Consider the following 22,587-nt stretch of genomic DNA (forward strand, 5'->3'; position numbering starts at 1 on the left):
TCGTCGCCTGCCTTCAATAGGTTGCCCTTCCGAAAAACTCTCAGGAAGAGCACATGCAGGAAGATACCGCCCCCATACCGTCTTTCAACCTTCCGCAGGCCGATAGCGTCACTGACGCCAGCGCCCTACTGACAAGCCGGCTCACGACCTCGCAGCAGCACATGATCCGCTTGAACAGTGCCGTTCCCTGGCCCTCGACGGCCACGAGACAGCATCTGGACTACTGGTTCAAAAGAACCTTCCCCGCCTTGGCGGGCACCATGGCCGTCGAAACGTTGTCGGTGTGCACGCTGCAAGAGGAGCCTATCCCCCCTTCGAAACGAGTCCCCGACGGGCCGATGTCCCGGCGGACAGTGAAAGATATCGTTTTCCTCGAGACCCTTTTCTGGCGCGCCGTTGCCGGTCAGATGAATACCCGTGAGTTTTTCCTCGAAATCGACAACCTCGAGGTTGTCGTGACGAAAGACAACATCACCCAAGTGCCCAGCGCCCTGAACAGTCGTGAAGCAAAGGAGGAAATCAAACGCCTGCTGAACACCACGCCAGCGTCTTATGAACGGCTGCTGGCGCGGGTCCTGGACGACTTCTGGAGTAAACCGGCCGATTTCACCCGAGGCCGCAACGTCGGTGACTGGCTGGCGGAAGAACTGGGCACGCAACTGCAGGTACAAGCGGATCTTCATTTGCTGGATACAACGCTGAGCCAGGCAATGCACAAGGCAGTGACAGACCATCTGGCGGCGCAGGCCACCAGACCCGGGGTTTTCAACCTGAGCCTCACTCTCCAAGGTTGGGGATTCAGCCTGCCGGTGCCGGGTGCCGTCGTGCTGACACGGCCCGACCATACCGATCATTCGGCGGACGCCGTGCTGTACCGTCCGGGTCATCCGCTGGAGGTGCATGGCAGCCTGACGGAACTGAAGGCCAGCCTGATGGAGGACGATAACGTTGAGGACCGGTTGGACACCGCACCAATAGCAGGGAATTTCCTTGTTCATTTGGTCAGCGATTTGCGGGCGGTGCAGAAAGCAGCCGTGAGCAATACCTTGTTGAACGGCCCGACCGAGGAAGAGGAAATCGCCGCCTGGGTGAGCAGGCTGGATGCCGCGGCGGACATCGGCGATAAGCTGGACCTGGCGGGCGCCATGGACGAGCGCGAGCTGCGGCTGAACCTGAAAAACTTGAATGACTGGCTGCACGACCTCCCCCACATCACCGGTGACGACCGCCTGGCATGGTGGCGGGCGGCGCAGGCCCTGCACAGCAGCCTGGTCGATACACCGCCCCCAGCGGACCCGGTGACGCTGGCCACCGCGCAGGCGCTTCGGGAGCGGACCCGTCGCCTGCTCGCCGGCTTCATCGGGGAGAAATACCCGCCAGCCGACCCTGAAGATGTGTCGCTGAGTATCAGAAAACAACTGACTGACCCGCATGCACCAACGGGCGCCTCACCGTTCGGGTCCGGGGTTTCGCAAGGTGGCGTGAGGGGGGTCATGGATGACCGCCGTTCCATGACCGAGTGGGCGATGTCCAACCTGACCCAGGACGAACGCAACGCCGCTCAGCCTAGCGTCGTCGGGCCGCTGAGCTTTGCGCAGATTATAGAGACCATCGAGCGGGCAGACATCGGCACCCGGCTGGCGACCGATGTGCAACTCGCCGCCCGCCAATCACAAGCGCAATGGATGACCCTGAAAGCGCAACAGATACGGGCCCAGGCGTGGACCGCCCATATCTCGGGCGACCTGAGGCACGACAAGGACAGTATCGGACTGAACCTGGTGCTGGCAGCGTTGGACAGTCCGACACCGGATCGGCGCGCCAAGGTCAACGGGCACGACGTGGTGGTCCGTCAACTGCAGTGGGGCAACAGCGTGCTCAGGTCGATACTGGCGTTTGGGGTGAAAACCGTGTCGAGCCGCCCGTCGCTGACGCTGTACACGCCGGGAGCACCGGACGGCAAGGTGTTCAGGGACGTGGATGCGGCCAGCGGTCGAACGTTGGAAAGCACCTTGGCGCAGACGCTCACTGCCACGCCACAAATGACCCGCTGGCTCATTTCGCAACTGCCGCTGCTGGAGCAGGCCGTACAGCTTGCCAGCATGGTGCCGGCCTCGGAAAAGCTGACGTTCGAGGAGAAGATAAGAAAAGTCACACAGTCGGCTTTCGTCTGGGCGAGGACCAGGGCACAGAACGACTTTGCGACGAAAATCTCCTCGCCCGTGGTTGGAGGGAACTTGCTCCAAGCACTGTATGAAACGCAAATAACCCACGCGATGAAAACCGCGGACATGTTGACGGTGACCAACGCCGAACGCGACAGCGCAGCCGCGCGGGAGGGGCGCAGAAACGGCGTCATGTTGTTGACCGGGGCGATGTCGATGGCGCCTGCGGGCCGGCTGGGCGGAATACTGGGACGTGCGATCCTGCCAACGATGGCCGGAGGGACGGCGGTGGCGGCAATCGATGTCGAAGACGGTCACTTCAGCCAGTGGACACGTGATTTTATCAGCGGACTGGGCGAGGTCATCGCCGAAGCCGGGCAGGATCTGATCATGGCGCGTGCAAGGCGTCATCAGGCACGCCCGGCGCTGTCCTCCCTGCCCCGCATGCCGGATCCGGAGTTGGAGGCTTTTCACCTCAGGGGCTTTGACAGCAAGGGGTTGATCCCCGAAGGCCGCAATCGGTACAGGGACACCAGCGGGCAGGGTTACCTGACCATAGGAAAGTACTTCTACAAATCGGCGATTCAGGGAGGCGAACGGATTATCTACGCGCCTAACAACCGTACAAACCAGCGGACGGTGACCTGGAAAAACGGCAGTTGGCAGGTTGAAGCACGACAGCGGTTGCTGGGTGGCGGGGCTTTACAGAGTCTGATCGGTCGATCTCCAGAGACCCTGCAACAGAAGCGATGCAACATATTGCTGGAAGGTGCTTTGGCGGACCAACGCAGGCCCTCCGTTGAATTGGTCAACACCGTAAAGAATCTTGTTGATTCAATGCCTGATGAGCTGGTTGTACGAATACTCCATGAGAGCATGGAGGATGTTGGCATGCGCGACTTGGATTCTTATCGCGCACAAATAACCTCCCTCTATCAAACGCAGGTAATTCCCCACGCAAACATGAAGCATAAAATCAACATATGGATGCACGTCGATACTGCGACCAAAGTCATCGAATCAAGAGGTGATGGCTTCAACCTTACAGCCGCCCAACAAATACTGATATTTGACAAGATAGAAATACTTGGTCCAAAGCTGTTCAATCACCGAGGTGAGTTCAATACGGCCATCACCATATTGCCAGATAACGTCACCGGGGCTGTATTTCTAGCGATCACCCCCGAACGAGGAAAAAAGCGAGACGCCGTCCGTAATATTGCAGATACCCATACCGAAATATTGGAAGTCGCACAAGCCAAACTCCTCGCCGAGCTGGAACCGCTATTCCCAGGGAGCGGCCCGGATGTAGAGGCCGCCAGGAGAAGATACGTTAACGCCGCCGAACGCCAAGACGAATACAAAAGAAAATTCATCAATGCCTTCAGTACGGAAATGCGCCGCAGAAACAGACTCGGGCTACTGACAGAAATCAGGCAACATGAAATCCCTTACATCATCGCCAACAAAGGCAAGTCGCAACGCAGGATGATGGTTGTTACCGAAGAGGAGATTACAAAATTCACCCGAAACTTATCCCGCTATGATGCGTTCGACATCGAGGTCGTGACACAGGCCCGGACAAACAGGGTGACCGGCATCCGACCTCCAACCACGCCACCTACTTCAGCGGTTCCGTCGCCTGCGGCCGACAAGTTCATGGTCGATACCAGCCCACTGGCGGACACGCAAATGTCCTACGATAACTTCCCTGAAACAGCCAGGGCGAAAGTAGTAGAAATCATGGATGACATTCGTGCTGGCAGGGTGACGACGAAGAAAATCAATCAGTATTACTGGTACGACATGGCTCGACTGGTTCCAGGAGGTGGCCGGGGCTTGTGGCGCGCCGCGTTCGAACGCCAGGGCGATACGTGGACACTCCAGGGTTTCTATAATTATCACGTAAACAAACCGGCGACCGTCTGGGGGGATTGAGATAGAGAGCCCAGAAGGCGTAGGCACGTCCAACATCTTTGGTGGCTGATGCACCGCTAACGCGAGCAAGCTCGCTCCCACAGGAGATTTGCGGTGATTGAAGGTTCTGCGACCACCGACGATCAAGGGTGGGAGCGAGCTTGCTCGCGATGGCGTCGGCACATCCAATATCTGCATCGCGATCAAGCTCGCTCCCACAGGCGTTTTTCCGCTTGACCCGCTACTCGGTATTACCTGTCAACAACGCCACAAACGCCTTCGCCATCGGCGAACGCTGGTCCTTGCGCTGGACCAGCCACACCGCCGACACCGCTGCCGGATCGAGTAGCGGTCGATACACCACCCCATCGATACGCATGCGCTGGTAAGACGCCGGCAATACCGAGACACCCAGCCCCGCCGCCACCAAGCCGATGATGGTCATGGCTTCGCCGGCTTCCTGGGCGAAGTGCGGGCTGAAGCCGGCGTCGCGGGCCAGGTTCAGGAGCTGGGCATAGAGGCCGCTGCCGTAGCTGCGGGGGAAGAACACGAACGGCTCCTGGGCCAAGGCCGAGAGGAACAGGCCGTCTTCATTGCCCTGGGCCAGGGGATGCTTGGCACTGAGCACGGCTACCAGCGGTTCGCGGCTGAGTTCGATTTCCACCAAGGAGTCGGGCAACGGCAAGGGTCGCATGATGCCCACCTCGATCTCTTCATCCACCAGTGCGTCGGCCACTTGGGTACTGCTCATTTCCCGCAGGTTCAGGTGCACCGCCGGGAAGCGTTGCCGGAATGAAAAAATCGCCTGGGGGATGGTGGAGTTGAAAGGCGCCGAGGAGGTGAAGCCGATTTTCAGCTCGCCCAACTCCCCCAGTTGGGCGCGGCGGGCGACGTCAGCGGCTTTATCGACCTGGACCAATACCCGTCGCGCTTCTTCAAGGAACAACCGCCCGGCCTCGCTCAATTCGACCCGACGATTGGTACGCTCGAACAACCGTGCGCCAATCTCCTGCTCCAGCGCCTGGATCTGCTGGCTCAAGGGCGGCTGGGAGATGCCCAGGGCCAGCGCGGCACGGCCGAAATGCAGTTCTTCGGCAACGGCGATGAAGTAACGCAGGTGTCGCAATTCCATGGGCAATCCAATAGGTCGTATAACGTCTTAAACAGGTCGAACAATATATTGGATAGAATCATTAGCCGGCTATATGCTTTTTTCATTGCCTGCCAGAACGTGCCCTTGCGAGGTCCACCGTGAAAACTGCTGTCGCTCCACTGACCCATGAAATCCCGCCGCGTGTGCAGGATGATGTCGTCGCCGAACTCAAGGACATCTATATCGAGAAGGGCACGCCGATGTTCATGCGCACGGTGCTGGCGCTGTTCAGCGGTGGCTTTGCGACCTTTGCCCTGCTGTATTGCGTGCAACCGATGATGCCGCTGTTGTCCAAGGAATTTTCCATCAACGCGGCGCAGAGCAGCCTGATCCTGTCAGTGGCGACCGGCCTGCTCGCCATCGGCCTGTTGATCACCGGCCCGATTTCCGACCGCATCGGGCGCAAGTCGGTGATGGTCGCGGCGCTGTTCGCCGCCTCGGCGTGTACGATTGCCAGCGCCATGATGCCGACCTGGCAGGGTGTATTGCTGCTACGTGCCTTGGTGGGGCTGTCGTTGAGCGGGTTGGCAGCGGTCGCGATGACGTATTTGAGCGAAGAAATCCATCCCAAGCACATCGGCCTGGCGATGGGGTTGTACATCGCCGGCAACGCCATCGGCGGCATGTGCGGACGCCTGATCACCGGGGTCTTGATCGACTTTGTCAGCTGGCACACCGCGATGCTGGTGATTGGCGGCCTGGCGCTGATCGCGGCAGCGGTGTTCTGGAGAATCCTGCCTGAGTCACGCAACTTCCGTCCTCGTTCGCTGCACCCGCGCAGCCTGCTGGACGGCTTCACCATGCACTTTCGCGACGCCGGCTTGCCGCTGCTGTTTCTTGAAGCTTTCGTATTGATGGGCGCGTTCGTGACGCTGTTCAACTACATCGGCTACCGCCTGCTGGCCGAGCCTTATCACTTGGACCAGGCCTTTGTCGGGTTGCTGTCGGTGGTGTACCTGTCGGGCATCTACAGCTCGGCAAAAGTCGGTGCACTGGCGGACAGGCTCGGCCGACGCAAAATGCTCTGGGCGACCATTGCACTGATGCTGGCCGGCCTCACGCTGACCATGGCCACCCCGCTGTGGCTGGTAGTGCTGGGCATGCTGGTGTTCACCTTCGGTTTCTTCGGCGCCCACTCGGTCGCCAGCAGTTGGATCGGCCGCCGCGCCCTCAAGGCCAAGGGCCAGGCTTCGTCACTTTATCTGTTCAGCTATTACGCCGGATCCAGCGTTGCGGGTACGGCGGGCGGCGTGGCCTGGCACCTGGGTGGGTGGAACGGTGTCGGCTTGTTCATCGGTGGCTTGCTGGTGGTCGCATTGTGGGTGGCGGTGAAGCTGGCGAAATTACCGTTGCTGCCGGGAAATGTGCAGGTTTAAGCCATCACGACTTCACGACCCAACCAGGGACAGCGTGGACCCTTTGTGGCGAGGGAGCTTGCTCCCGCTGGGTGGCGCAGGCGCCGGAAACATCAACGACCGGGCAATAAAAAGCCTGTCCGACACGAGGCCGGACAGGCTGGGTGACAGGGTTGCAATCAGACGTGATATTGCGCCGACAACTCATGCACCGCCCGCAGGAAGGCACCGGCGTGTTCGGGGTCGACTTCCGGGGTAATGCCATGGCCTAGGTTGAACACGTGGCCGCTGCCGCTGCCGTAGCTGGCCAGGATACGCCCGACTTCAGCACGAATGGCGTCAGGCTTGGCGTAGAGCACGGTCGGGTCCATGTTGCCTTGCAGAGCGACCTTGTGACCGACGCGCTCGCGAGCGTTGCCAATGTCGCAGGTCCAATCCAGGCCCAGAGCGTCGGCGCCGGCATCGGCGATGCTTTCCAGCCACAGGCCGCCGTTCTTGGTGAACAGGATCACCGGGACTTTGCGCCCCTCGTGCTCGCGGATCAGGCCGCTGACAATCTTGCGCATGTAGGCCAGGGAGAACTCCTGGTACGCCGCCGCCGACAGGTTGCCGCCCCAGGTATCGAAGATCTGTACCGCTTGCGCACCGGCCAGGATCTGGCCGTTGAGGTAGGACGTGACCGACTGGGCCAGTTTGTCCAGCAACAGGTGCATGGCCTGCGGGTTGTCGTAGAGCATCGCCTTGGTCTTGCGGAAGTCCTTCGACGAGCCGCCTTCGACCATGTAGGTGGCCAGGGTCCATGGGCTGCCGGAGAAGCCGATCAGTGGCACGCGACCGTTGAGTTCACGGCGAATGGTGCTGACTGCGTCCATGACGTAGCCCAGGTCTTTCTGCGGATCTGGGATCGGCAGGGCCTCGATGTCGGCCAGGGTGCTGATGACTTTCTTGAAGCGCGGACCTTCGCCGGTCTCGAAGTACAGGCCTTGGCCCATGGCATCGGGAATGGTCAGGATGTCGGAGAACAGGATGGCCGCGTCCAGCTGCGGATACCGATCCAGCGGCTGCATCGTCACTTCGCAGGCGAACTGGGGGTTCATGCACAGGCTCATGAAGTCACCGGCCTTGGCGCGGCTGGCGCGGTACTCCGGCAGGTAGCGACCAGCCTGGCGCATCATCCACACCGGGGTGACGTCTACGGGTTGCTTGAGCAGGGCGCGAAGGAAACGGTCGTTCTTCAGGGCAGTCATGTCGGCATCCGGAAAAAAAGTGCGGGCATTTTCTCAGAGCGCGAGGCAAAAGGCACGGCAAGAGCCGTGCCTTTTATCTATCGGGGCAATTTGTCGCGGTGCAATGAAGTTCAGCAGCACCACAAAACAACTGTGGGAGCTTTTTTTGTGGGAGCAAGGCTTGCCCGCGATGAAGACACCGCGGTCTCTTGAGTACCGAGGCGCCTGGATCGCGAGCAAGCTTTGCTCCCACAAAGCTCGCCCACAGGGTTTGGTGTCGCTTGATCAGACTTGCAGGTAATCCAGGATCCCTTCCGCCGCATTGCGGCCTTCGAAGATCGCCGTCACCACCAGGTCGGAACCCCGGACCATGTCGCCACCGGCGAAGATCTTCGGGTTGCTGGTCTGGTGCTTGTACTGGCCCTGCTCTGGGGCCACGACGCGGCCCTGGCTATCGGTCTGGATGCTGAACTGCTCGAACCACGGCGCCGGGCTTGGGCGGAAGCCGAAGGCGATGACCACGGCGTCGGCCGGGATGATCTCTTCGGAACCGGGAATCGGCTCGGGGCTGCGGCGGCCACGGGCGTCCGGTTCGCCGAGACGGGTCTCGACCACCTTCACGCCTTCGACCTTGTCTTCACCGACAATGGCGATCGGTTGGCGGTTGTAGAGGAACTTCACGCCTTCTTCCTTGGCGTTCTTCACCTCTTTACGCGAACCGGGCATGTTGGCTTCGTCACGACGGTAGGCACAGGTCACCGACTTGGCGCCCTGGCGAATCGAGGTGCGGTTGCAGTCCATCGCCGTGTCGCCACCGCCGAGTACCACGACCTTCTTGCCTTTCATGTCGACGAAATCTTCCGGCGACTTTTCAAAGCCCAGGTTGCGGTTGACGTTGGCGATCAGGAAGTCGAGTGCGTCGTAGACACCTGGCAGGTCCTCACCGGCAAAGCCGCCCTTCATGTAGGTGTAGGTGCCCATGCCCATGAATACCGCATCGTATTCTTCGAGCAGTTGCTCCATGGTCACGTCCTTGCCCACCTCGGTGTTCAGGCGGAACTCGATGCCCATGCCGGTGAAGACTTCGCGACGATTGCTCAGCACAGTCTTTTCCAGCTTGAACTCGGGAATGCCAAAGGTCAGCAGACCGCCGATTTCCGGGTTCTTGTCGAACACCACCGGGGTCACGCCACCACGCACCAGCACATCGGCACAGCCCAGGCCCGCCGGGCCGGCACCGATGATCGCCACGCGCTTGCCGGTCGGCTTGACCTTGGACATGTCCGGACGCCAGCCCATGGCAAACGCGGTGTCGGTGATGTACTTCTCCACCGAACCGATGGTCACCGCGCCAAAACCGTCGTTGAGGGTGCACGCACCTTCGCACAGACGATCCTGCGGGCACACCCGGCCGCAGACTTCCGGCAGGGTGTTGGTCTGGTGGGACAGCTCGGCGGCCTGGAGGATGTTGCCCTCGGCCACCAGTTTCAGCCAGTTGGGAATGAAGTTGTGCACCGGGCACTTCCACTCGCAATACGGGTTACCGCAGCCCAGGCAGCGGTGGGCCTGGTCGGCCGACTGCTGGGGTTTGAAAGGTTCGTAGATTTCCACGAACTCTTTCTTGCGTTGACGCAACAGTTTCTTCTTCGGATCCTTGCGCCCGACATCGATGAACTGGAAGTCGTTATTCAGACGTTCAGCCATTGTTAAAACCTCATCAAACTCTTCAGGCGCATATCACTGCGGGTTGGCACGAGTGCTGGAAAGCAACGATTTCAGGTTGGCAGCCTTGGGCTTGACCAGCCAGAAACGGCGCAAGTAGTCATCGAGGTTCTCGGCGAGTTCACGACCCCACTCGCTGTCGGTTTCCGCGACGTACTCGTTCAGCACGTTTTGCAGGTGGCTGCGATAGGCTTCCATCGCCTCGCCGCTGATCCGCTGGATTTCCACCAGTTCGTGGTTGACCCGGTCAACGAAGGTGTTGTCCTGGTCGAGCACGTAGGCGAAACCGCCGGTCATGCCAGAGCCGAAGTTATAACCGGTCTTGCCCAGCACGCAGACAAAACCACCGGTCATGTACTCGCAGCAGTGATCGCCGGTGCCTTCCACCACAGTGTGGGCCCCGGAGTTACGCACGGCAAAACGCTCGCCTGCGGTGCCGGCGGCGAACAGCTTGCCGCCCGTGGCGCCGTAGAGGCAGGTGTTGCCGATGATGGCACTGTCCTGGGTCTTGTAGACGCTGCCCTTGGGCGGAACGATGACCAGCTTGCCACCGGTCATGCCCTTGCCCACGTAGTCGTTGGCATCGCCTTCCAGGTACATGTTCAGGCCACCGGCGTTCCAGACGCCGAAGCTCTGGCCTGCGGTGCCTTTGAAGCGGAAGGTGACCGGCACCTTGGCCATGCCCTGGTTGCCGTGCTTGCGCGCGATTTCGCCGGAGATCCGTGCGCCGATGGAACGGTCGCAGTTGCAGATGTCCAGGTCGAACTCGGCACCGCTCAGGTCGTTGATCGCCGCAGCGGCCATGTCAACCATCTTCTCGGCCAGCTCCCCCTTGTCGAACGGCGGGTTGCGGTCGACCTGGCAGAACTGTGGCTTGTCTGCCGGAATGAGATCGCTGCCCAACAACGGGGTCAGGTCCAGGTGTTGCTGCTTGGCGGTCTGGCCTTCGATCACTTCCAGCAGATCGGTACGGCCGATCAGCTCTTCAAGCGAGCGCACGCCCAGCTTCGCCAACCACTCACGGGTCTCTTCGGCCACGTAGGTGAAGAAGTTCACCACCATGTCGACGGTACCGATGTAGTGGTCCTTGCGCAGCTTGTCGTTCTGGGTCGCCACGCCGGTGGCGCAGTTGTTCAGGTGGCAGATGCGCAGGTATTTGCAGCCCAGGGCGATCATCGGCGCGGTACCGAAGCCGAAGCTCTCGGCGCCGAGGATGGCGGCCTTGATCACGTCCAGGCCGGTTTTCAGGCCACCGTCGGTCTGCACCCGGACCTTGCCGCGCAAATCGTTGCCGCGCAGGGTCTGGTGGGTTTCAGCCAGGCCCAGTTCCCACGGCGCGCCAGCGTACTTGATCGAGGTCAGCGGCGATGCGCCGGTGCCGCCGTCGTAGCCGGAGATGGTGATCAGGTCGGCATAGGCCTTGGCCACGCCGGCCGCGATGGTGCCAACGCCCGCTTCCGCCACCAGTTTCACCGAGACCAGCGCCTTCGGGTTCACCTGCTTGAGGTCGAAGATCAGTTGCGACAAGTCTTCGATCGAGTAGATGTCGTGGTGCGGCGGTGGCGAGATCAGGGTCACGCCAGGTACCGCGTAGCGCAGCTTGGCGATCAGGCCGTTGACCTTGCCGCCGGGCAACTGGCCGCCTTCGCCGGGCTTGGCGCCCTGGGCAACCTTGATCTGCAGCACTTCAGCGTTGACCAGGTATTCCGGCGTCACACCGAAGCGGCCGGTTGCCACCTGCTTGATTTTCGAACTCTTGATGGTGCCGTAGCGCGCCGGGTCTTCGCCGCCTTCACCGGAGTTGGAACGCGCACCGAGGCGGTTCATGGCTTCGGCCAGGGCTTCGTGGGCTTCCGGGGACAAGGCGCCCAGGGAAATACCGGCCGAATCGAAGCGCTTGAGCACCGATTCCAGCGGCTCTATTTCACTGATGTCCAGCGGCGTGTCGAGGGTCTTGACCTTGAGCAGGTCGCGAATCATCGACACCGGACGGTTGTCCACCAGCGAGGTGTATTCCTTGAACTTGCTGTAGTCGCCCTGCTGCACGGCGGCTTGCAAGGTGCTGACCACGTCCGGGTTATAGGCGTGGTACTCGCCACCATGGACGAACTTCAACAGGCCGCCTTGCTGGATCGGCTTGCGCGGGCTCCAGGCTTCGGCCGCCAGGGCTTTCTGTTCGGCTTCGATGTCGACGAAACGCGCACCTTTGATGCGGCTCGGCACGCCACGGAAGCTCAGCTCGCAGACTTCTTCCGACAGGCCGATGGCCTCGAACAGTTGCGCGCCACGGTACGAGGCGATGGTCGAGATACCCATCTTCGACAGGATCTTGAGCAGCCCCTTGGTGATGCCCTTGCGGTAGTTCTTGAACACCTCGTAGAGGTCGCCCAGCACTTCACCGGTACGGATCAGGTCGCCCAGCACTTCATAGGCCAGGAACGGATACACCGCCGAGGCACCGAAACCGATCAGCACCGCGAAGTGATGCGGATCGCGGGCGGTGGCGGTTTCCACCAGGATGTTGGAGTCGCAGCGCAGGCCTTTTTCGGTCAGGCGATGGTGCACCGCGCCGGTGGCCAGCGAGGCATGGATCGGCAGCTTGCCCGGCGCGATGTGACGGTCGCTCAGCACGATCTGGGTACGACCGGCGCGCGCGGCTTCTTCAGCCTGATCGGCAACGTTGCGGATCGCCGCTTCCAGGCCGACGCTTTCGTCATAGTTCAGGTCGATGACCTGGCGCGCAAAACCCGGGCGGTCGAGGTTGGTCAACGAGCGCCACTTGGCCGGGGAAATGACCGGCGAGCTGAGGATCACCCGCGAGGCGTGTTCCGGCGACTCCTGGAAAATGTTGCGCTCGGCACCGAGGCAGATTTCCAGGGACATCACGATCGCTTCGCGCAGTGGGTCGATCGGTGGGTTGGTCACCTGGGCGAACTGCTGGCGGAAATAGTCGTACGGCGTACGCACGCGCTGCGACAGCACGGCCATCGGCGTATCATCACCCATGGAGCCGACCGCTTCGTAACCCTGCTCGCCGAGCGGACGCAGCACCTGGTCACGCTCTTCGAACGTCACCTGGTACATCTTCATGTACTGCTTGAGCTGGTCGACGTCGTAGAAAGCCGAGCCGTGGTCGTTGTCTTCCATGGTCGCCTGGATGCGCAGGGCATTCTTGCGCAGCCATTGTTTGTACGGATGACGGGACTTGAGGCGGTTGTCGATGGCGTCGGTGTCGAGGATCTGGCCGGTCTCGGTGTCCACGGCAAAGATCTGGCCCGGGCCTACGCGGCCCTTGGCGATGACGTCTTCAGGCTGATAGTTCCAGACGCCGATTTCCGACGCCAGGGTGATGAACCCGTTGGTGGTGGTGACCCAACGCGCCGGACGCAGGCCGTTACGGTCCAGCAGGCACACGGCGTAGCGACCGTCGGTCATGACGATACCGGCCGGGCCATCCCACGGTTCCATGTGCATGGAGTTGTATTCGTAGAACGCGCGCAGGTCCGGGTCCATGGTCTCGACGTTCTGCCATGCTGGCGGCACGAGCATGCGCACGCCACGGAACAGGTCGATACCACCGGTCACCATCAGTTCCAGCATGTTGTCCATGCTCGAGGAGTCCGAGCCCACGCGGTTGACCAGCGGGCCGAGTTCTTCAAGGTCGGGCATCAGGTCGTTGGCGAACTTGGTGCGACGGGCCACGGCCCAGTTGCGGTTGCCGGTGATGGTGTTGATCTCGCCGTTGTGGGCGAGGAAGCGGAATGGCTGGGCCAGCGGCCATTTCGGCAGGGTGTTGGTGGAGAAGCGCTGGTGGAACACGCAGATCGCGGTTTTCAGGCGCTCGTCGCTCAGGTCCGGATAGAAGGCGGTGAGGTCCGCCGGCATCATCAGGCCTTTGTAGATAATGGTCTTGTGGGAAAAGCTGCAGATGTAGTGATCGGTGTCGGCGGCATTGGCCACGGACGAACGACGACGGGAACTGAACAGCTTGATCGACATGTCCTGGTCGCTCAGGCCGTCGCCGGCGATGAACACCTGTTCGATCTGCGGCAGGCGCTCGAGCGCCAGACGGCCGAGGACACTGGTGTCGATCGGCACTTTGCGCCAGCCTACCAGTTGCAGGCCGGCGGCCAGGATCTCGCGATTCATGTTCTCGCGAGCCGCTTGGGCCTTCACCGGATCCTGGTTGAAGAACACCATGCCCACGGCGTACTGCTTGGGCAGGGTCACGCCAAACGTTTCCTGGGCAATGGCACGCAGGAACTCGTCGGGTTTTTGAATCAGCAAGCCACAACCGTCGCCGGTCTTGCCGTCGGCGTTGATCCCACCACGGTGGGTCATGCAGGTCAGGGCCTCAATGGCCGTTTGCAAAAGGGTGTGGCTGGGCTCGCCCTGCATATGAGCTATCAGGCCGAAACCGCAGTTATCCTTGAATTCATCTGGTTGGTACAGACCTGCTTTCATAGACACTTTCTCACCAGGCTGCCTCTAATCGAGGCAAATTTCTTTTCAATTCAACCAGTTGCATGCCGCGCCGAACGTACGCCAGCTTTGCGGGGGCAAAAGGGAGGTCATTGTACACACCGACACAGAGGCTCACAAATTTGACGACGAACTGTCGCAAATCCATGTCGCATTTGTGAAAGGTTTAAAGCTATATGCTGTGCTAGTCAAAACTTTTTTGGGTTCGACCGCTACGACTCAAACACTACTGTGACGCAGACACCACAAGGCGCGCGGCCTGAAAGGTCGCCCGCCCCTGCGGAAATTTTGAGGTTGCCGGGAGAGGCGGCCTGGGTAAGGCCGCCGAATCTTCAGCGAGTTGCTGCCAGTTCCTGTTGGACGCTGGCGACAGTGCGAGGCCAAGGTTTACCAGCCTGAACCTTCGCTGGCAAGGCCTTGATGGCGGAAACGGCTGCATCACGGTTGGCAAAGCTGCCATAGGTGATGACATACAGCGGCTTGCCATTGAGGACTTTCTTGAAATAGCGGTACTCGCCGCCCTGCTCCTTGACGAAGTTCTGTGCCGCGGCTTCGGAACTGGTGCCGAGGATCTGCACTACGTAGTTGCCCGGTGCCTGGCCAGCGTACCAGCTACCGCCCGTGGCCTTGGCCGGAGCAGCAGGCTTGGCTGCGGGTGCTGGCGCCGCCGGCTTGGCAGGCGTTGGAACCGGGGCAGGCTTGGCGGTGGCCACCTGGGTGGGCGCCGGAGTCGGCTTGGCGGCCGGGGCAGGCGTCGGGGCAGGACCGGCGGGCACGCCCACAGGCGGTGCGGTGGTGGTCACGGTCGGCGGCACGTCGCTGCTGTCGTCGACCGGTGGCGCTGCGCCGTCGTCGCCTTCGGTGATGCCACCGGCCGCTTCAGCCAGCGGACCGCGCATGACCGGTTGCGACTGGCCGACCAGCGGCAGTGGCATCGGCTGAGTGTTGCCGGCGAATTCCACTGCCGGCGCACCACCGTTGGGTTGCGGCGTCCCCTGGCCGAGAGGCAGTTGCGCCTGTTCGTTGGCAGGGGCACCCGTGGTGGGTGCCTTGGTGCGACCCGGCATCAGCCAGGCGGCGGCAACCGCGACCACGACGACGGCGGAAATTGCCAATACGTGTTTCTTCGGCATGTTGAACCCCATACTTGGACGCTTCACCGCTGAGCGGCTGGCAATCATGACTTCGATCAGAGCATCGCGGGCGACCTGGTTGATGTTGCCAGGCCAACCGTCGGCGCTTTCGTGAATCTCAGAGATCTGATCGGCGGTAAAAAGTTCGATACCCCGGCCCGCACCCTCAAGACGCTGGGCCAGGTATTCACGCGTTTCTTCCTCGGTGTAGGGCGCCAGCTCGATGACGTGGAAGCGCTCTTCCTCAAGGTTCAATTGGTCCAGATCAGCGATCAGCGACGACTCGCCGAACAGGAACACATGAGGGCGACCCTCCGGCGCACCGGCCGCCAAGGCCAGCAGGGCCTCGAGGGCCGACTCGTCGAGTTGCTCGGCATCGTCCACCAGCAGATAGACTTCCTGCCCGGTCAGCGCCAGTTGCACGATCTGATCGAGAATTGCACCGACTTCGGCCTGCGCGACGTTCAGCGCCTGGGCCACCTGACGCAATATACCGGCTGCATCGCCGGCGCCACGGGCCGATACCACCACGCTTTGCACGGACTGCTTGTTGGTGCTGGCCACTAGGGCCTGGCGCAGCAAGGTCTTGCCGCTGCCCTGGGGACCGGTGACCACCAGCAGCAACTGGCTGTAGCGCGCCAGGTGATGCAACTGGCCCAGTACCGGTTTGCGCTGAGCAGGGAAGAACTTGAAGCCCGGGACCCGCGGTGCAAAAGGGTCATGACTCAATTGGAAATGGCCGAGGAAAGCCTCGTCGGCATGCAAACTAGTCATCGGATCTTATTAACCTTTAAGCTGAGCCAGGGCGCGGTAGTCCGCTCCCAGCGTGGCCTGTAGAACTTCTTTCGGATAATCGTCGGTCACCACCGCTTCGCCCATGTGGCGCAGCAGCACCAGACGCAGACGACCGTCGATCACTTTTTTGTCGATTGCCATGTGTTCAAGAAAATCCGCCTCGCTCATTTCCTCGGGCGGAACCACCGGCAACCCGGCGCGCTGGAACAGACGAATACCGCGATCACGCTCCTGTTCGCTGATCCAGCCCAGGCGCGCAGACATCTCCAGGGCCATGACCGTACCGGCCGCAACCGCTTCACCGTGCAGCCAGACACCATAGCCCATGTGGGTTTCGATGGCATGGCCGAAGGTGTGCCCCAAGTTGAGGGTGGCGCGCACCCCCGACTCACGCTCATCGGCCCCCACCACGGCAGCCTTGGCGGCGCAGGAGCGTTCGATGGCGTAGGTCAGGGCCACTTGATCCAGTGCCCGCAGGCGGTCGACGTTCTCCTCGAGCCAGCCCAGGAACGGCTCGTCGCAGATCAGCCCGTACTTGATGACTTCCGCCAGCCCCGCAGACAGTTCGCGAGCCGGCAAGGTATTGAGGGTGGCGGTGTCGATCAGCACCACGTTGGGCTGATAGAAAGCACCTACCATGTTCTTGCCCAGCGGATGGTTGATCCCGGTCTTGCCGCCCACCGACGAGTCGACCTGCGACAGCAGCGTGGTGGGGATCTGGATGAAATCGACGCCGCGCTGATAGCAGGCGGCTGCAAAACCGGCCATGTCGCCGATCACACCGCCACCCAAGGCAACCACCGTGGTGCGGCGATCGTGGCGCGCAGTCAGCAGGCCATCGAAAATAAGTTGCAGGGTTTCCCAGTTCTTGAAGGCTTCGCCGTCGGGCAATACCACGGAAATGACCGAGAAGGCCGACAGGCTGCGGGTCAGACGTTCCAGATACAGGGGCGCGACGGTTTCATTGGAAATGATCGCCACTTGCCGCCCGGCGATATGCGGCGCCAGCAGTTCGGGCTGGTCCAGCAAGCCTTCGCCAATATGAATCGGGTAGCTGCGCTCGCCCAGGTCGACCTTAAGTGTCTGCATGTGTCCCCACAGTGAAGATGGAATCAGGCGTCCTGCCTGCAATTAACGAAAGTCCACGGTGCTTGTTCTGACGCCAGTTAATGGCCATCCGCCACGCCCCAGGCGGGCCATGACGGGACGTCGAGGATAGCGCATTTCGCCAGGCGCATTAACGGGGAGGCAGTTGCTGAAGGCGATCGAGAATGTCCAGCACCACCATCCGCGGCGGCCGCTCGTCGGTTTCCACCACCAGGTCGGCGATCTCCCGATACAGCGGATCACGCAGCTCCAGGAGGTCGCGCAGGGTCTTGGCCGGGTCGGCGGTGCGCAACAACGGGCGGTTGCGATCCCGAGCGGTGCGACCCACCTGCTGCTCGACAGAAGCATGCAGATAGACCACTCGTCCGCCGGCATGCAGCGCCCGACGATTGGCTTCGCGCATCACCGCGCCGCCACCGGTGGCGAGCACCACGCCATCGAACGCGCACAGCTCGGCGATCATCGCCTGCTCACGGTCACGAAAGCCCGGTTCGCCTTCCTTGTCGAAAATCCATGGGATATTGGCACCCGTGCGCAATTCAATTTCCTTGTCGGAATCTTTGAACGGCAGGCGCAGCTCTTTGGCCAGCAAACGGCCGATGGTGCTTTTTCCAGCGCCCATCGGCCCAACAAGAATCAAATTTCGCACAGAATCAACGACTCACAGCAATCGCCTGGTTATTCATGATACGCGGAGTGAGGAACACCAGCAGCTCGGATTTGCTATCCGAAACCACATCACGCCGGAAAAGGCGGCCAAGATACGGCACATCGCCAAGAAATGGCACCTTATCTACAACCTTGCTCTGAGTATTTGAGAAAACCCCGCCAATCACAATGGTCTCGCCATCATTGACCAGGACCTTGGCATTGACCTCGTTTTTCTTGATCGGCGGTACATCATTCACCTTGTTCAGGTAGTCCGGCTCATCCTTGGTGACCTTGACCTCCATGATGATCCGGTTGTCTGGAGTGATCTGCGGGGTCACCTCCAGCGACAGCGAAGCCTCCTTGAACGACACCGACGTAGCGCCGCTGGAGCTGGCTTCCTGATAAGGAATTTCCGTGCCCTTGAGGATCTTTGCCGTCTCCTTGTCGGACGTCACCACCTTGGGCTGGGAGACGATCTCCCCGTTGCCGGTTTTCTCCATGGCCGTCAGCTCAAGGTCCAGCAATACGTTGTCGGTGATGAAGGCAATGCCGATGCCCGAGGTATTGCCCGAGGCACCCAGGTCGACGAACGGCTGGTTGGTGCTGGTGCTACCCGGCGTGCCAACGGTGGTGGAATCGCCCGTGGTAACCCCCGAGGAGCTCCAGTTGCCCTTGTTTTGAACCGAACCGCCCCAGCGCACACCCAGGCTTTTGTCGTAGTCGACGTTGGCTTCGACAATCCGCGCCTCGATCATCACCTGGCGCACCGGAATATCCAGTTGCGCCACGATCCGGCGCAGTTCGTCGAGACGGTCCTGGGTCTGGTAGGCAATGATGTTGTTGGTCCGCTCATCGACCGTGATCGTGCCGCGCTCATCGGCTTTGGCCTCGGCACTGGTCACCGACTGGAACAGCTTGGCGATGTCCGTCGCCTTCGCATAGTTGACCTGCAACAGCTCACGCCGCAGCGGCGCCAAGTCGGCAATCTGCTTCTGCGACTCCAGTTCCTGGCGCTCACGAGCGGCAATTTCATCGGCCGGAGCCACCAACAGCACGTTGCCGACCTTGCGCTTGTCCAACCCCTTGGTCTTGAGCACCAGGTCGAGCGCCTGGTCCCAGGGCACATTCTGCAACCGCAGGGTGATGCCACCCTGCACCGTGTCGCTGGCCACGAGGTTCAGGTTGGTAAAATCGGCAATCAGTTGCAGGACCGAACGCACCTCGATGTCCTGGAAGTTGAGCGAGAGCTTCTCGCCACTGTAGGCCGCGCGGTCGGCGTTGCGTTTTTGCAGGTCGTCGACGGTCATGGGCCGGACGCTGACGGTGAGCTTGTTGTCGGTCTGGTAGGTCGAGTAGTCGAAGGTGCCGCTGGGTTCGATGCTGATGGTCGCCCGGTCGCTGCCGGCGCTGGCATTGACGAATTGCACCGGGGTGGCGAAGTCCTTGACGTCCAGGCGCACCCGCAGCGGCTCGGGCAACTGGGTCCTGGCGAAATTGAGGATGATCTTGCCTTCGCGCTCCTGGATGTCCGGGGCAATGGACGGATCAGACAGGTCGATCACCACGTTGCCTTCGCCCTGGGTCCCGCGCTGGAAGTCCACCCCACGGATCGCCTTGCCCACCGGCGCACTGGCCCTCGCAGGCGCAGCGCTGGCAACCGCCGGGCGCGGGGCCTGGGTGGTGGAGTTCTTCGGGGCAGTGCTCTTCAGGGCGGCGCCCTTGCCAACCACCACGAACAGGTTGTTACCTTCGATCCGGGTGTCATACGGCGCCAGCTGGGTAAGGCCGATGATCAACCGAGTACGATCCCCAGCCTCGACCACAGTGGCGCTGCGTGCATTGCCCCCGCCCAGGTCGCGGCGCTTGCTGGAAAGTTGATTGGTCACGCCCGGCAGGTCCAGCGCAATCCGCGCCGGTTGTTCGGTGGTGTAGCCCCGGGGTGACGGCGGCGGCCCGTCGAAGGAGAGCTTCAACTCGACACGGTCCCCCGGCAACGCCGCCACATCCAACGTCTTCAGGCTGGCCCCGAGAACCATCGGCGACAACAGCGCTATCCATAGCGAAATACCGAGGGCTGAAAAAAACCTGTTCATTGTTCGAGTTCCACTATGAATGCTCTTTCAAAGGAATGGTCCGTGGTCGCTCCAGCCAGGCACCCTCGCCATCGGGAACGATTTCGACCACATCGACCTGGGTGGCACTGATGTTGACGATCCGCCCGTCGTTGCGTCCCAGATAGTCACCGACCTTGAGCCGGTGCACCCCGCCCGCGCCCCGCAGGAGCGCGAAGGAGCCACTGACGTTGGAGATCGTACCGACCATTTCAAACTGCTCGATGTTGAAGCCTTCCAGATACTGTTTGACCCGGTTCGGGTCGGGCCGGACGTTGCGCGAGCCCCGCTGCCGTTCGGCCTGGTCCACCCGGACCTGCCGGGAAAACGGGCTGCGCAGGTTGGCGGCACTGTAGGTAAAGGTTTCGTAGGGTCTGAACGTCGGCGTCGGCTCGATCTTGCCGGGTGGCCGCAGGCGCACTTCGTTCATGTAGGCGTCCAAATCACTGAAACCGTTGTCGTTACCGCAGCCCGCCAGCGCGACCAGGCCTGCCAGCAGGCAGATGCGACACACCGGCCTCATGGTTGCGCCTCCTGCTCGTTGTACCGGTAGGTCTTGGCCTGGATGCTCATGCGCAGCTTCGCGCCGGCCTCGGGCTCCATCGGTGCGATCTCGAAGTCGTGCAGCGTGACAATCCGCGGCAGCCCCGCCACCCCACTGACGAACGTCGCCAGGTCGTGGTAGCCGCCGGTCACGGTGATCTGGATCGGCAACTCGATGTAGAACGGCTGGGTGACCTCCGGCAGCAGCTTGATTTCCTCGAACTCCAGGCCGCTGCCCAGGCCGGTGCGAGTAATGTCCTCCAGCAGGCCCGGCACTTCAGTATCGCTGGGCAATTGCCGCAACAGCACACCAAAAGACGTTTCCATCTGCTTCATCTGCTCGGTGTAGCGCTCCAGGTTCGCGGCCATGTGGGCCTTGCCCGCGAATTGCGCCTTGAGGGTGTTTTCTTCCTCGCGCACCTGCTGCAACTGGTTCTCCAGGTCACTCAAGGCAAAGTTATAGCCCAGCCCCAGCACCAGGACCACCAGCAGGACACCCGCCAGCCATTTGATCGGCGCGGGCCAGGAACCGATGTTGTTGGTGTCCAGGTCACTGAGATCGATCTTGCGCAGTGCGTCGAACCACTCCCCCGGTTTCATTGGGCGTCCTCCGCATCGGCCGGGCGAGTCTGGCGTACCGTCAGCTGGAAGACATTGGCCTGGTCGAGCTGCCCAGCGGTGGTGGCCTTGACCTCCGTCAGGCTGGGCGTGTCGAACAGGTCCGACGAGTCCAGGTTGCGCATCAGGTCCGAGACCCGGTTGTTCGATTCCGCGGCCCCCTTGATCGAGAGCGTCCGGTCTTCCATCTTCACTTCGGTGAAATACACCCCGTCCGGCAAGGTCCGCACCAATTGGTCGAAGATGCGCCCACTGACCGGCCGGTTACCTTGCAAGTCCTGGATGATGCGCATGCGCTCCAGCAATTGCTGGCGACGAGCCTTCAATTCGCTGATCTGCTTGATGCGCTCGTCCAGCACGGCGATCTGCTCGGAAAGATGGCTATTGCGAGCGACCTGGCGGTCGATGGCGCTGTCAATGTAGCGGACCGCGACCAGGACCACGCCGACCGCGCCGATCAGCGCCCCCACCAAGGCCAGCAAAAAGCGTTTACGCCGTTCTTCACGCAGCTCTTCGCGCCAGGGAAGCAGGTTGATCCGTGCCATCAGTCAAAACTCCTGAGGGCCAGCCCACAGGCAATCATCAGTGCCGGCGCATCACCGGCCAGGGCGCCGGCATTGACCTTGCTGCTCAGGGCCATGTTGGTAAACGGGTTGGCCACCTGGGTCGGCGTGCCCAGGCGCTGCTCGATCAGCCGATCCAGGCCGGCGACCGAAGCCGTGCCCCCGGCCAGCAGAATGTGGTCCACCGCACTGTACTGGCCCGAGGCGAAGAAGAACTGCAAGGACCGCGAGACCTGCTGTACCAGAGCCTCGCGAAAAGGTTGCAGCACTTCGCTGAGATAGTCGTCCGGCAGGCCACCCTGCTTCTTTGCCTGGCCAGCCTGCTCGGGTGTCAGGCCATAGCGGCGCTGGATCTCCTCGGTCAGTTGGCGGCCGCCGAACAATTGTTCGCGGGTATAGATGATGCGCCCGTTGTGCAGCACGCTGAGGGTGGTCATGGTGGCGCCGATATCGACGACCGCCACAGTCAGCCGTTCCTGGGAGGCAGCCAGTTGCGTGGCGAGCAGGCCAAAAGCACGCTCCAGCGCATAAGCCTCCACATCGACCACCCGGGCCGTCAGCCCGGCGAGCGCCAATGCGGCCTCGCGGACCTCGACGTTTTCCTTGCGGCACGCCGCCAGCAGCACTTCGACGCGCTCGGCACTGCGTGGCGAAACACCCATCACTTCGAAATCGATGGCCACCTCATCCAGGGGATAGGGGATGTATTGATCGGCCTCGATCTTGAGCTGGTTTTCCATGTCATCGTCGGACAGGCCGGCGTCCATCTCGATGGTCTTGGTGATCACCGCTGAACCCGCCACCGCCACCGCCACGCTACGCAAGGGCGTCTTGGCCTTGGCCAACAGGCGCGACAACGCCTGCCCCACCCCTTCGAGCTCGGCGATGTTCTTCTCGACCACAGCGTTGGCTGGCAACGGTTCGACCGCGTAGGACTCGACGCGGTATCGATCGCCCTGGCGGCTCAACTCCAGCAGCTTCACCGACGTCGAACTGATGTCGATCCCCAGAAGCGCATGGGCTTTTTTATTGAAGAGTCGTAGCAC

General features: G+C 61.4%; 14 protein-coding genes. 2 read left to right on the top strand and 12 right to left on the bottom strand.

What is annotated here, in order from left to right; translation table 11 throughout:
* Positions 1-53: 53 nt before the first annotated feature.
* A complete protein-coding gene (locus AB4O09_RS28340) occupies positions 54-4,103 on the top strand; it encodes a dermonecrotic toxin domain-containing protein (protein WP_460107772.1) in 4,050 nt (1,349 codons plus the stop codon).
* 220 nt (positions 4,104-4,323) lie between these two features.
* Here AB4O09_RS28340 and AB4O09_RS28345 read toward each other — a convergent pair whose 3' ends face one another.
* On the bottom strand, positions 4,324-5,214 hold the full coding sequence (locus AB4O09_RS28345) for a LysR family transcriptional regulator (RefSeq protein WP_003196997.1): 891 nt from the start codon (positions 5,212-5,214) through the stop codon (positions 4,324-4,326).
* Between the two features lie 140 nt (positions 5,215-5,354).
* On the opposite strand from AB4O09_RS28345, the gene AB4O09_RS28350 reads away from it, so the two are divergent.
* Positions 5,355-6,611 carry an MFS transporter gene (locus AB4O09_RS28350; RefSeq protein WP_411738322.1) on the top strand — a complete coding sequence of 419 codons (1,257 nt, stop codon included), beginning with the start codon at positions 5,355-5,357 and terminating at the stop codon, positions 6,609-6,611.
* A gap of 158 nt (positions 6,612-6,769) precedes the next feature.
* Here the strand turns inward: AB4O09_RS28350 and hemE are convergent, their stop codons facing one another.
* From hemE to AB4O09_RS28405, 11 genes are all read right to left on the bottom strand, one after another.
* Entirely contained in the window at positions 6,770-7,837 is a 1,068-nt protein-coding gene (gene hemE, locus AB4O09_RS28355; protein ID WP_003196993.1) for a uroporphyrinogen decarboxylase, read from the bottom strand.
* Between the two features lie 264 nt (positions 7,838-8,101).
* Entirely contained in the window at positions 8,102-9,520 is a 1,419-nt protein-coding gene (locus AB4O09_RS28360; protein ID WP_003196992.1) for an FAD-dependent oxidoreductase, read from the bottom strand.
* A gap of 33 nt (positions 9,521-9,553) precedes the next feature.
* A complete protein-coding gene (gene gltB / locus AB4O09_RS28365) occupies positions 9,554-14,002 on the bottom strand; it encodes a glutamate synthase large subunit (RefSeq protein ID WP_028237526.1) in 4,449 nt (1,482 codons plus the stop codon).
* Positions 14,003-14,352: 350 nt separating this feature from the next.
* Positions 14,353-15,927 (bottom strand): AAA family ATPase, encoded by a 1,575-nt coding sequence (locus AB4O09_RS28370; protein WP_028237525.1) that lies wholly within the window; start codon positions 15,925-15,927, stop codon positions 14,353-14,355.
* A gap of 9 nt (positions 15,928-15,936) precedes the next feature.
* The gene (aroB, locus tag AB4O09_RS28375; RefSeq protein ID WP_003196985.1) at positions 15,937-17,037 is read right to left on the bottom strand and encodes a 3-dehydroquinate synthase; all 1,101 of its coding nucleotides are present in this window, start codon (positions 17,035-17,037) and stop codon (positions 15,937-15,939) included.
* A gap of 148 nt (positions 17,038-17,185) precedes the next feature.
* Positions 17,186-17,704 carry a shikimate kinase AroK gene (aroK, locus tag AB4O09_RS28380; protein ID WP_003196983.1) on the bottom strand — a complete coding sequence of 173 codons (519 nt, stop codon included), beginning with the start codon at positions 17,702-17,704 and terminating at the stop codon, positions 17,186-17,188.
* Between the two features lie 4 nt (positions 17,705-17,708).
* Positions 17,709-19,799 carry a type IV pilus secretin PilQ gene (gene pilQ, locus AB4O09_RS28385; RefSeq protein WP_013692093.1) on the bottom strand — a complete coding sequence of 697 codons (2,091 nt, stop codon included), beginning with the start codon at positions 19,797-19,799 and terminating at the stop codon, positions 17,709-17,711.
* 13 nt (positions 19,800-19,812) lie between these two features.
* The gene (locus AB4O09_RS28390) at positions 19,813-20,340 is read right to left on the bottom strand and encodes a pilus assembly protein PilP (RefSeq protein ID WP_003196979.1); all 528 of its coding nucleotides are present in this window, start codon (positions 20,338-20,340) and stop codon (positions 19,813-19,815) included.
* Positions 20,337-20,960, bottom strand: coding sequence for a type 4a pilus biogenesis protein PilO (pilO, locus tag AB4O09_RS28395; protein WP_003196977.1), 624 nt, complete (start codon positions 20,958-20,960; stop codon positions 20,337-20,339). Before pilO ends, AB4O09_RS28390 begins: the two co-directional genes overlap by 4 nt.
* Positions 20,957-21,523, bottom strand: coding sequence for a PilN domain-containing protein (locus tag AB4O09_RS28400; protein ID WP_003196975.1), 567 nt, complete (start codon positions 21,521-21,523; stop codon positions 20,957-20,959). The genes pilO and AB4O09_RS28400 overlap by 4 nt, the downstream gene beginning before the upstream one ends.
* Positions 21,523-22,587 (bottom strand): pilus assembly protein PilM, encoded by a 1,065-nt coding sequence (locus AB4O09_RS28405; protein WP_003196973.1) that lies wholly within the window; start codon positions 22,585-22,587, stop codon positions 21,523-21,525. The genes AB4O09_RS28400 and AB4O09_RS28405 overlap by 1 nt, the downstream gene beginning before the upstream one ends.

This window comes from Pseudomonas sp. H1_F01 (genome assembly GCF_054681425.1).